Genomic DNA, 12436 nt, shown 5'->3' with positions numbered 1-12436 from the left:
TATAAATTATGTTACCATTTTAAATATAATTTTTCAATTATATTTGGCTTATTCATAAAATTACTATTTATTTTTGATAAACTCTAACATAATCTACTTTCATTTCAGTAGGAAAATGAACATCTTCATCTTCTCCTGTCTTATTTTGAAGAGCTACATTAATCATTAAATAATAAGGCTGATTAAATGGATTTTCTGTTTTTCTTGAAACTTTTTTCATAGATACTTTTTTAAAAACTTTACCATTAAAAAGCCATTTTATTTCCTTTTCATCCCACTCAAGTGCATAAACATTAAACTCTGTTAAATCAGGTTTCTTTCTGGAAATTTTTAAATCCTTTCCTATAAATGATTCATAAGTATTATCAGATTTTAATGCATGTAAAGTTCCTGTTACTTTTCTCAAATCTTCTCCATATATTTCAAATATATCTATTTCTCCCTGTGCCGGTTTGGGAAAAGATTGAGAATATCCTTCAGGCCACATCCAGAACGCAGGCCATACTCCGATTCCTTTAGGCATTGCCGCTCTCATTTCTATTTTTCCTGTTTTTACATTATAAATATCTTTTGTATGTATAGCTCCTGAACTATATAAAATTTTTCTTTCTTTTTTATCTATTTTTACTGTTTTATTATCTTCTTTTTTTAGTTCTATTATTAATTTTCCATTCTTAACTTTTACATTATCTTTTAAATAATAATGTTTCACATTAAAACCATACTGATCAATCAAGACTCCATTTTCGTCGACATAATTTCCATTTTTCCAAGGATTATCGTTTTCCCAATAATCCCACTTTGTTTTGTCAAGATCGTCTCCATCAAACTCATCATTCCACACAAGCTTCCATTGAATCTCGGAATCTTTTATTTTCTTTTTGAACAGTATCTTTGTTTTAATTTTTTCTTTTTCTTCTATTTCGGAATTTTCCGTTTCCTCTATGTCTGTACTTATAGTCGAAGTTTTCCCCGCTTTAGGTATACTTATCTTGTCCGATTTTTCTTTCACTGATTCTGCTGAAAAACTTCTATTTCCGATTAATAACGACATTAATATTAATAATTTAATTTTATTCACTTTTCCTCCTTTATTTCAAATTTTATCTAAATTTATTTAACTTTTTGAAAAATCGACCCTTTTTTCAATATTATTGGAATTATACTACACTTCTTATTATTTTCCAATAAAAAATATTTTTTTGAAACTTTAATTTATTTGATAAAAAATATTGAAAATTTATAAAATTAGAACATTTAAACTTTTAAAATTTTTTAATAACGTTAATAATAATTTCAGACAGTTTATAAATTACCAAAATAAAGAAATATAAAATATCTTCAACAGCTCTTTATAAGCTCTATTGAAGATATAATACTATTTATTTTCAATTTCAATTAAAAATCTGTCTATTGCATCTTTCCATTCAGGTATTTTTTCATTTAAAAGTTTTTCTATTTTTATTGAAGATAATTTTGAATATTCAGGTCTTTTTGCAGAAAGATTAAATTCTTCAGTTTTTGCTCTCTTCAATTTTCCATTCCATTTCAGCTTGTTCAATAAATATTCAGCCTGTTCATATTTACTTGCCTCACCGTTATTTGTAATATGATACAAACCATATTTTTCTGTTTGTATAAGTTTCCATGAAAAATATGCCAAATCTTTTGCATAAGTCGGTGCAGATATCTGGTCATCAACTATTTTAAGTATATTATTATCTTTACTCCAGTTCATAACTTGTGTATTAAAATTTTCTCCCCCTTCTCCAAACAACCATGAAGTTCTTATAACAAATGATTTTTTATATTTTTTTAAAACTTCTGTTTCCATTTCAGATTTTGATTTTCCATATATTGATAACGGATTGACATTATCTTCCTCTATATAAGGATCTTTTTTTTCTCCATCAAAAACAAAATCAGTGGAATATGCCACAAATACAGCTCCCATTTTTTTAGCATATTCTGCAATAATTATTGGAGCATTTTTATTTACTTTAAAACATTCTTCATTTTCTATTTCTGCTCTATCCACATTATTATATGCAGCACAATTTATTATATGAGTGAAGTTATTTTTAGCACTAAAAAAATCTTTCATTGATTTTTTATCTGAAATATCTAAAACTTCAATGTCTGTTGAAAAATAAAAAAATCCTAATTTTTTAAATAATTTTTCAAATTCTTTTCCTAATTTACTTTTTTTACCGATAATTAGTATGTTCATTTTTTCCTCTACATTCTATAATATTCAGATTATAATATTTAAAATTTTTTAAAGATTTTTCTTCCATTTTTTTATATTGTACTCTTTCGTACAAATAGCGTCAAATATTATTTTTTCTTTTTTTATATATTTTGCATATTCTTCTATCTTCCCTAAATTATTTTGAAGCTCAGGTGAAACTAAACATAATTTATATCCCATTTTTTTCATTTTATTATATATCCTATTATCCATTGGCATTTCAGTAAAGCAATCAACCCAAACCCACTTTACTTTTCCTTTCATTTTCTCTAATGTATCTATTCCTTCATATTCAGAATATCTTAAAGCAATATTTTTTTCACCTATATCAGATAAAAATTTTATCATAGGAAATGAAGAATCAAGAAAAAAATATTTTTTTATATTATATTTTTTTAGTAATTTCAATATTTCTAATTCTATCCTTTCACTTTTTATATTTAAAATTATTGTTCCATGATTGTATTTTTTTAAATATTCTTCAAAATCCTCACCTAACACAAAAGGATCATGATTTATATAAATTTTTCCATTTATATTATCTCTTAAATCCAATTCTACACCATACTCCAAAGAAATACTTTCTAATTCTTTTATGTTGTTTATTCTATGTGCTATAAATTCCATTATTTTATACCTCTTCTTTTTAATTCTATACTAAATGTTAAAGTTCTTTTTATAAATTTCCATTTTGCTCCCAATCCAGTATTCCAAGTAGATTTTCCATGAATTCTTTCAGGAAATAAAACGTCAAATCTTATTACCTTTAAATTTTTCTTTTTGGCCATATACAATGCATATAAATCAAAAGAAAAATCCTTTGGAGGGTTTTCCCATATTAGAAAAAATTCTTTAGAAAATATATTAGGTTGTGCATTTATATCATATAAAACTTTCCTCATAAATATTGTTTCAAATAAAGACATCCCAAAGGTAAAAATTTGATCTAAAAATGGTCTTTTTTTTCTATTTCCCTTAATGTATAAATTTTTATCCCAATTATTTTCTTCTAAAATCTTATATGCTTTTATGACATCTTTTGGATCCGTCTGCATATCTGCATGTGTCCACCCAATAAATTTTCCTTTAGCTTCTTTCAACCCTTGTAAAATCCCATAACCATATCCTTGATTTACTGGTACAAATACAGTTTTAGCAAAAAAGTATTTTGGAAGTAAATTTTCTAAAATCCTTTCTGAATTATCCGTAGAACCATTGTTTACTAAAATAACTTCTATTTTTTCATTAGTAATAACTTTTTTAAATTTTTCAAGTATTAGTCTAATATTTTTTTCTTCATTATAACAAGGTACTATTATTGATAAATTCATATTATTTTTTCTCCTTTTTTATTATGTTTAAAAATTAAAAATTTTTGTCCTAAAAAATTTAAAATTGTACTTATTCCTGTTGCACATAAAAATGCAAATAACTCGTATTTAAAATTCATTATAACATACTTATTCACTTGTGAATTTGCAAATGCCGTTATAGTATATAAAATTATATATTTCATAATTTCCAAAACTGAAAATTCAGAACTTTTAAAAGTCCAATACTTATTAATTATAAATCCTATTATGGAACCACATATGAATGAAACTGTTTTAGAAAAAGTTCTTTCTATCCCTAGATTCATCAATAATTTGTAAACTATAAAATCTATAAGAACTGCACTTCCTCCTCCAATAAGAAATTTTAAAATTTCAAATTTATCAACTTTTTTTATTTTTTTCATCCTTTAATTTCTCCAATACTTCATTAAAATTCTTTATAGATTCATATTTTTCATTTATTTCTGAAGAAAACAATAGTGTTTTCATACCGTATTTTGAAGGTCCCTCAACATCTTTTTTCAAATTATCTCCTATAAATAAAGCTTCTTGTGGACTTATTTTTAATTTTTTTAAAATTAAATCATACATTTTAAAAGAGGGTTTCTCCTCTCCTGCTTCCTCACTTGTAACAAGTGCATTAATATATTTATCTATTTTTAATTTCTTAATTTTTTTATGTTGTATATTTACTGTCAAATCTGTACATATACCTACTTTTATTTTTTCTTTTTTACAAAATTTCAATAACTCTAAAACATTTTTATTTAATTTCATATTTTTTAAAATATAGTTCCAATAAATGTTATACATCTTTAAAGATAAAGACAATGGATTTTCTCCTAAATTTTCAAGTGTTTTCTGACAGTAAAGCATTCTATTATGTGATGATGCAACTTTTTCTGTTAACTGTTTTTTTACATTCTTTTTAGCTGCTTCAAACGCTTTGATAAATTTTTCTTCAGATATTTTAAGATTTTTACATGTAAATTTACAAATTTCTTCTATTGCAAGATCGTTTAATTTTTTATAATTATATAGTGTATCATCCAAATCCAATATAATCCCCTTTATCATTCCTTCACCTCTTCTCTCATTTTATAACTTATCATAATCAATATTAATGTTTCTATTATTCCATCAATATTATTTGAGTATGTTAAATCTTGTTCCAAAATTTCATCTAAATTAGGAATTAATTTTTCAATAATATTTTCAAACTTTATATTTTTTTGATTTAACTCTTGACCATAAAAAGTAACTACTTGAGTTATAAGATCTGCATCATAATCATATTTTATATTAATTCCTTTTCTTTCGAGTTCTATTCTAAATTCCTCAAGATTAATATCTGCACTTAAAGTTACTTCTAAATTCAAATTTACATTATGTTCTTTACTTATATAGTCTTTTAATGTGTTATCATAATATTTTATTATCAAATCTGCATATTTTTTTTGAGGATAAATATATTTTACTGCATCTTTCATTCTTTTTTCTATAGCTTCTAAAACTTTTTCTTTCTTATATCCTCTTTTATTAACATCTCTTTGTATCTTCCAATATCGTCTTAAATTTTCATCTATATCCATATATATTTTTAAATCTAAATTTTTTCTCATTTGAGGTAAATAAAGTGAATGTAAACCACAAAGAACTATATACGGTTTTGACTTTACTTTATATTCTTCAGTAAATTTTCCTGTATCATGGTCATATTCTACTCTAAATACATATTGACTTTTTCTCAACTTTTCTAAATCTTCTGCCTGTTTATATATATAATTTGCTTTAGGATTTAAGGCTGTTACATGATTCCACATTTCATTTCCCCTTTCCCACTTATGATCTCCATCTCCTTCAAGAAAAAGTATATTTTTTTCTCCAAATATATTTTTTATTTTTTCTATTAAAGTACTTTTACCACTACCACTATCGCCTGATATTCCAATGGAAAAAGAATTATTTTTTCTTTTATAAAGTAAATTATTTGTAATTCCTAGTTGATACATCATGTAACTTATATATGACAATGAAGCTGTCAATATTGTAAATATTGTGTTTATAACTGTGGGATTTTTTATTTTAAAAAATTCAAAATTATAATTTAAAAAATACAAACTCGTAAACTCTGTTTTGTGTATTAAAATAAAATATATTAAATAAAGAATATTTAACAACACATAAATATTTATATTAATATATTTATCAGTTTTTATATTTATAAAAAACATTGCTGTAAATGGAACAATCCAAACATACCATCCTGGCATAGGTAATACAAGAATTAAAAAAATTGAAAATAGAATTCCACAAAGACTATATAATAAATTTTTGTTTATTTTCTTTATACTAAACGCTTTAAGATATATACACATTATAGCTAAAATTGAAAGATAAACTTTTGTATTTTTATATTGTATAAAAATATTAGTTATACCATTTTGTTCTTTATTCATTATAACCATTCTCAAAAAATTTCCATTTTTATCAAAGAATGGGAATATAATCATAAAAGAAATAACAAAAGTTAATCCTAATAACTTTATTGCTTTAAGCCATCCTCTCTTTTTTTGTATGTACAAAGCGAATAAAGGAACTACTGCCAATATATGAAACTTTGTCATCAATGACAGTGCTAACATAACGGAAAACATTAATTCATTTCTTTTCGTTATAAGAAAATAAATTGAACCTATTAAAAATACTGTGGGTATTATATCTAATTGACCATGCATATATATAGAATAAAATATGATTGGAGAAGCAAAATATAAAATTCCTATGTATTTTCTTCTATTAGGAAACATTTTCATTAAAAAATATAATCCCAATATATCAAAAATAAGAGAAGGAATTTTAAATAGTATATTTCTAATAATTATATTTTTTATATTTTTTGATAATAATCCTCCTATCAGTTCAATAATAAACATAATTGGTGGATAAGGAAACAAATTTAATTCATTTTGAAATATACTATAAGGATTTGTTAAAATTCCATTTTTTAGTTTATCTATGAATCCGTATATAAATCTCATGAACATAATATTTTGATAATCTGATGAAAATACTCCCATTGCTATTATTTTTAAAATTATTACAATACAAATGAAAGTTTCAAATTTTTTTATTTTTTTCATTATTCTCCTCTTTTACATATTTTTTCTATACTTTTCAGAATCCCAATTTAAAAGAAAATTTTGTTCTCTTTCAGATAAAAGTTCTATCTTTTCATTTTTATTTTCATCTAAAATTTGTAAATTAAATGCTAAAACGCTTTCAATCTCTTTTGCTTTTTTTACATTAGAAGCAACTATATAAAAATTTTCTTCATAATATATTATATTAAATTTCCCATATTTATTAATATGAGTTTTGGCTCTTTTCAGCAAATCTTCTTCGTTATTTAATTTCAATAACCTTTTTCCACAATAAATCAAACTGTCCGGAGAAAACCAATATTTTAATTCTTGAAATTTATTTTTTTTTAAATAACTTTTTATTCTCTGATTTTCACATAAATATACTATATTATTATCTAAAATTTCATTCAATTTTAGATATATGTGTGTTGAAGTTTTATATGCTTTCATATCTACTTCTAATTTTTTTTCTAAAATATTTAATACTTTTTCATTTTTTTCAATTACTTTTTCTACATTTTCTCCACTTATTATTAAACCATGATTTTTTAAAAAAATTATTTCTCTTTTTTTATCTTTATATTTTATGATTTCATTAAAAAGTTCTTTTGCTAAAAATATTCCAGGAGTTTTATAAGTTATTACTATACTATTAGGAAAGATTTCTTTTAATATTTTCATTCCATTTTTTCTGGATGTAAAAATATTAACTAAAACAGGATGAGTATGTAATGTATATTTATCAGTTATAGAATGTAAAAATGTTTCTATAGATGGACGATTTCCTTCTATCAATATTTCTTCTAATATTTTTTTTTCTTTTTCTTGTGTGATTTCATCTTCATTATAATTTTTAAAAAATTCAACAATTTTTTTATAATTTACTTTTGAATATCCCGTTTTTCTTTCTACTTCTGAGAGATGGTATCCTGAAGATTTTATATACATTATTTTATCATTTATTTTTACAGATGTATTTCCTCCTCCCGCTTGTACTAAATCTTCTCTCATTCCAGCATATTTTGACATTTTCACTAATTCATCTATTTCTAACATTTTTTCTCCTTTTTACAATTTTTCGATTATTCCTATATAAATTCCAGATTTTACATAAGCTTGCTTATTATTTAAAGTGAAAAATTTTATTTTTTTTACTTTTAAAAACTTTGGGTTTTTAAAACCTATAAAAAGTCTTTCTTTTTTATTTAATTGCTCCAACTCAAAAACAATTTCATCCTTTTTATTATATCCTATTATTTTTAATCTTTCATTATTATTTGCTCTCAATCTCTCTGCATATAAATATTTTATATACAATTCTTTTTCAAAAATAACTTCATGTAACAATTCTGTTTGTTCACTACTTTTCTCTATCCAATTTATTTTTCGTCCAAATTCATCATTTACTAATAAATTTACTTGTTTTATTTCAAAACTTGTTCCTCTATAAATGTTTATATTTCCTCCAGATAACATAAAAAATGGTTCATATGGAATTAAATAGTTTTCTTCATCTAAAAATTTATAATATTTACTCCAATCTGAAACAGCTTCTTCATTTTTTACTGAATTAGGATATTGATTTCTTGCTTGATTATTATCAAAAGAATTGAATCTTATTATTAAAATAAAAGATAATAATATATAAAATTTTTTATATATTTCTTTTTTATACTTTCTATCTTTTTGATTCTTTATCTTTTGTAAATAATAAAATTTACTATTATACAATAATAAAATTATTAAATTAATATATGAAATTATTATAAATAAAGAATGTCTCATATTTATGATATTTGTAGTTTCCATCCATTTATATTCTACATTCCATCTAAAAAAATTACCTGTAGTACTAATATTTAAAAAAATTACTTCTATTATCATAAAAATTAAAGATAATGATATCAAACTTTCTTTATTTTTTAATTTTATACAAAAAAATATACAAAGACCAAACAAGAAAAACCATACAAATAAAAACAATATATTTATATATCCAATATTGTATGCTTGAGTTATATTGGGAAAAAACATAAATATAAATTGCTGACTAATATTATACAATAAATTATTTATATTTGGATATTTTATCTCAGATCCCAAAAAACCTTTTCCATTAGTGTGAAATTTTATAAATAATAACTGTATAATGTTTGAGATAATAAGAATGTACATATATATTTTTTCTCTTTTTATCAACTTCTTATGGCATATTAATAAAATTAAAAATAATATAGGAACTAAAACTATGAAATAAGATTTTGATAAATTTATTAAAAAGCCAAAAATTATCAGAAAAATATAATTTTTTCTTTTTAAATTTTTAAAATTTAATAATGATGTATATATTAAAACTACAATTCCATAATAAAAAAAATTAAAAAAATAATATATTTCTACTGATGAAGTCAATGTTATTGATCCACTTAAAATTAAAGCTATGCATAACCTAAAAAGCACTTCTCCATATTTTTTAAAATTATTTAAAACAAACAAAGAACCCATAAAAGATACTATTAAAATTCCAATGTTTTGCATCAAATATACTGTAAGTTTTAAATTAAAACGAAATACTTTTATTATAATTAAGCCTATTATTCTTTGAAATAAAGGTAAATATCCGATATCTGGAATAAATAAATTTTCCCAAAAACTTTTTTTTATCCCAAAAAATAAAAAGTTAGTTAATGTTTCAACATAAGGTTCTGGATTAAAAGATATTATAGGTGCTTTTATATTAATAATAAAAAATATCATGATAGATGTTAATAAATAAATTTTTTTATCATTTCCATTTATTTTTTTAGATAGTTTATAAATATATAAATAGCATATTACAACCAAAAACATAAATATTATTTGAATTAATGACGTTCTATTTATAGATAGATATTCCATTTCAAATATCAATCCTTTATTTTCTTTTTGGTTATTAAATTCTATTACTCCTAATGATATATCTGAAGATTTATATATTGAAACCGAACTTCCTTTTTCACCTTCTATTCCTTCAATTATTAGTGTTGCATATCCTTTTTTTATTGAAAAAATATTTACCTTAATTTCATTTATTACATCACTTTTTATTTTAGAAATATCTATTATTTTTTCCTTCTTTATTTTTCCTTGTGTTAAAGAAATTTTTATTTTCCCTTTATTATTTTCTGAAATTTTCTTAAACATTATTCCTATTTTTTTTATTTTACCAGGAATATAAATTTCTTGTTTTATTTTAATATCTTTAGTTACTTCTGAGGTAGTATCTAATTCATATAACTTCGTTATTATTCTTTTTTCTAAACCTTCATAAATATATGTAAAACAAGGAATTAAAATCCCTACTACAAAAAATAAAAGCCATATTTTTTTTCTCACTCTTCATTCTCCTTAGTATTTTTATCTATTCCTATATAAAAACCTGATTTTATATAAGCTTTTTTATTTTCTAAAGTGAAAAATTTTATTTTTTTTACTTTTATATTTCCGCTATTTTTAAATCCTATAAATTGTTTTTCTTTTTTATTTAGTTGTTCTAATTCCAACACTATTTCATCTTTTTCATTATATCCTATTACTTTTAGTTTTTCATTGTTATTTGCTCTTAACCTTTCAGTATATAAATATTCTATATTTAGTTTTTTCTCAAAAGTCATTTCGTGTAACTGTTCAGTTTGTTCATTATTTTTTTCTATCCAAAAAAAATCTGTATTTGGATTTAATGAAAATATTTTTGGATAGTTTTTTATTGAATCTTTTTTAACAGAATAAACTAAAATATTTTTTGAAATCATAAGAAAAGGTTCATAAGGAATTAAATATTTCTCCTCATTAAAAAATTTATAGTATTTATTCCAATCTGAAACAGCTTCTTTATTCTTTACTGAATTAGGATACTGATTCCTTACTTGATTATTATCAAAAGAATTGAATCTTATTATTAAAATAAAAGATAACACCATATAGAATATCTTATATATATATATATATATATGTCTATATATTTTGCTTATCTTTATTTTTTTTAAATAATATAATTTACTATTGTACAATAATAAAATTGATAAACTTATATAAGAAATTATTATAAATACTGAATGTCTCATATTTGTAATATCTGTTGTTTTCATCCATTGAAAATCCGAATTCCAACCAAAAAAATTATTTATTGAAAGAATATTCAATAATATTGTCCCCAATATTACAAATATTAAAATTATTGATATTAAACTTTCTTTATTTCTCAACTTTTTAAACAAAAATAATATTATAAATATTAAAATTATCCATAATAGAAAAAACAATATATTTATAAAGCCTACATTATAATCTAAAGTAATTTCAGGTATAAACATAAAAATTAAATATTGAACTGATTTAAATATTATTTTTTCTAAATTAATACTCAAATAATCAATATTTGTTGTAAAAAGACCTTTTCCATTGCTATGAAATTTCGTAAATATTATTTGAACAAAATTTGAAATTAATATTATTAACAAGTATATTCTTTCTTTTAATAATATTTTTTTCCAAAATACTATTAAAACTATTAACACTAATGGAAACAATACTACAAAATACAATTTTGAAATATTAATAAAAAATACAAATATCATAAGTAATATATAACTATTTTTTTTTAATTTTTCAAAATTCAATAATGAAATAAAAAATAATGCAACTATTCCATAATATGTAATATTAAAAAAATAATATAATTCAATTGATGAAGTTAAGGTTACTCCTCCACCTAAAATTACTGCTATACAAAATCTAAAAAGTAGATCACCATACTTTCTATAATTTCTTAATACAAAAATTGAACTCATTAAACAAATAGAATAAACCCCTATATTTTGCATTATAAATATTGTTAATTTCAAATTCGATTTAAATAATTTTATTATAATTAATGCTATTATTCTTTGAAATAATGGAAAATAACCTGCATCAGGAATAAATATATTATCTAAAAAATTTTTAGATAATCCATAAAACAAAAAATTAGTTATTACTTCTCCATATGGTTCTGCTTTAAAAGTAACAATTGGAACTTTTATATTTATTAAAAAATATATTATTATACTTGTTAAAAAATATATTTTAGAGGTATTTTTTTGTTCTTTTTCTAATAACTTTATTAATAAAATAAAAGATACAGTAAGCAAAAAAGTAAATATTATTTGAACTATTACAATTTTATCTATGGAATAATAATTCAATTGATATACGAGACTCTTATTTTGTTCTAAATTATTTTCAGAAATAATTCCTAAAGATATATCAGAACTTTTATATAAAGACACAGAAGTATTTAATTCTCCTTCTATTCCTTCTATTTCTATTATAGCTTCTCCTTTTTTTAATTTTGAAAAATCCATTTCTATGTTATTTATTTGATCATGCTTTATTTCAGAAATATCTATTATTTTTTCTATTTTTTTATTATTCTGTTTCAGAGAAATCTTTATCTTTCCTTTGTTTTCTCTTAAATAAGTAGAGAACATTAAACCAAATTTTGTTACATAACCAGGAAGATATATTTTTTCTTTTATTTTAGTTCCCTTTATTATTTCATTTGTTAACTCTAATTCATAAAAATTTGTTTTTACTTCTTTATATACATTACCATAAATATAGGTAAAACAAGGAAGTAAAATTCCAATCATAAAAAATAATAACCATAACACAGATTTTTTCTTCAT

General features: G+C 21.6%; 10 protein-coding genes. All 10 read right to left on the bottom strand.

The genetic code is table 11. The features are described 5' to 3' along the window. Nucleotides 1-67 precede the first annotated feature (67 nt). Complete coding sequence (locus tag EII29_RS02180) at nt 68-1081, bottom strand: family 16 glycosylhydrolase (protein WP_233573225.1); 1014 nt, start codon at nt 1079-1081, stop codon at nt 68-70. Nucleotides 1082-1378: 297 nt separating this feature from the next. Further along, complete coding sequence (rfbD, locus tag EII29_RS02175; RefSeq protein WP_125235900.1) at nt 1379-2230, bottom strand: dTDP-4-dehydrorhamnose reductase; 852 nt, start codon at nt 2228-2230, stop codon at nt 1379-1381. 48 nt (nt 2231-2278) lie between these two features. Beyond that, nucleotides 2279-2878 (bottom strand): hypothetical protein, encoded by a 600-nt coding sequence (locus tag EII29_RS02170; protein ID WP_125235899.1) that lies wholly within the window; start codon nt 2876-2878, stop codon nt 2279-2281. Further along, nucleotides 2878-3582, bottom strand: a complete 705-nt coding sequence (locus tag EII29_RS02165) for a glycosyltransferase family 2 protein (RefSeq protein WP_125235898.1) — start codon at nt 3580-3582, stop codon at nt 2878-2880. Before EII29_RS02165 ends, EII29_RS02170 begins: the two co-directional genes overlap by 1 nt. Next, nucleotides 3579-3989 (bottom strand): GtrA family protein, encoded by a 411-nt coding sequence (locus EII29_RS02160; protein WP_125235897.1) that lies wholly within the window; start codon nt 3987-3989, stop codon nt 3579-3581. The genes EII29_RS02165 and EII29_RS02160 overlap by 4 nt, the downstream gene beginning before the upstream one ends. Continuing rightward, nucleotides 3967-4662: an HAD family hydrolase gene (locus tag EII29_RS02155; protein WP_125235896.1), complete on the bottom strand. Its 696-nt coding sequence runs from the start codon at nt 4660-4662 to the stop codon at nt 3967-3969. The genes EII29_RS02160 and EII29_RS02155 overlap by 23 nt, the downstream gene beginning before the upstream one ends. After that, nucleotides 4659-6728: a uridine kinase gene (locus EII29_RS02150; RefSeq protein ID WP_233573224.1), complete on the bottom strand. Its 2070-nt coding sequence runs from the start codon at nt 6726-6728 to the stop codon at nt 4659-4661. The genes EII29_RS02155 and EII29_RS02150 overlap by 4 nt, the downstream gene beginning before the upstream one ends. A 12-nt stretch (nt 6729-6740) precedes the next feature. Next, the gene (locus EII29_RS02145; protein ID WP_125235894.1) at nt 6741-7787 is read right to left on the bottom strand and encodes a class II aldolase/adducin family protein; all 1047 of its coding nucleotides are present in this window, start codon (nt 7785-7787) and stop codon (nt 6741-6743) included. A 12-nt stretch (nt 7788-7799) separates the two neighbouring features. Continuing rightward, complete coding sequence (locus EII29_RS02140) at nt 7800-10106, bottom strand: hypothetical protein (protein ID WP_125235893.1); 2307 nt, start codon at nt 10104-10106, stop codon at nt 7800-7802. Then, on the bottom strand, nt 10103-12436 hold the full coding sequence (locus EII29_RS02135; protein WP_125235892.1) for a hypothetical protein: 2334 nt from the start codon (nt 12434-12436) through the stop codon (nt 10103-10105). Before EII29_RS02135 ends, EII29_RS02140 begins: the two co-directional genes overlap by 4 nt.

The sequence above is a fragment of the Leptotrichia sp. OH3620_COT-345 genome (genome assembly GCF_003932895.1).
In the GTDB taxonomy this organism is placed as follows: Bacteria; Fusobacteriota; Fusobacteriia; order Fusobacteriales; family Leptotrichiaceae; genus Pseudoleptotrichia.
The sequence above is the reverse complement of the archived record's forward strand: the minus strand, read 5'-3'. Positions and strand labels throughout refer to the sequence as shown.

Coding starts and splice junctions, on each gene's coding strand:
- EII29_RS02170 (WP_125235899.1), bottom strand. CDS start 2,878: ATGGAATTTATAGCACATAGAATAAACAACATAAAAGAATTAGAAAGT.
- EII29_RS02155 (WP_125235896.1), bottom strand. CDS start 4,662: ATGATAAAGGGGATTATATTGGATTTGGATGATACACTATATAATTAT.
- EII29_RS02165 (WP_125235898.1), bottom strand. CDS start 3,582: ATGAATTTATCAATAATAGTACCTTGTTATAATGAAGAAAAAAATATT.
- rfbD (WP_125235900.1), bottom strand. CDS start 2,230: ATGAACATACTAATTATCGGTAAAAAAAGTAAATTAGGAAAAGAATTT.
- EII29_RS02135 (WP_125235892.1), bottom strand. CDS start 12,436: ATGAAGAAAAAATCTGTGTTATGGTTATTATTTTTTATGATTGGAATT.
- EII29_RS02145 (WP_125235894.1), bottom strand. CDS start 7,787: ATGTTAGAAATAGATGAATTAGTGAAAATGTCAAAATATGCTGGAATG.
- EII29_RS02150 (WP_233573224.1), bottom strand. CDS start 6,728: ATGAAAAAAATAAAAAAATTTGAAACTTTCATTTGTATTGTAATAATT.
- EII29_RS02160 (WP_125235897.1), bottom strand. CDS start 3,989: ATGAAAAAAATAAAAAAAGTTGATAAATTTGAAATTTTAAAATTTCTT.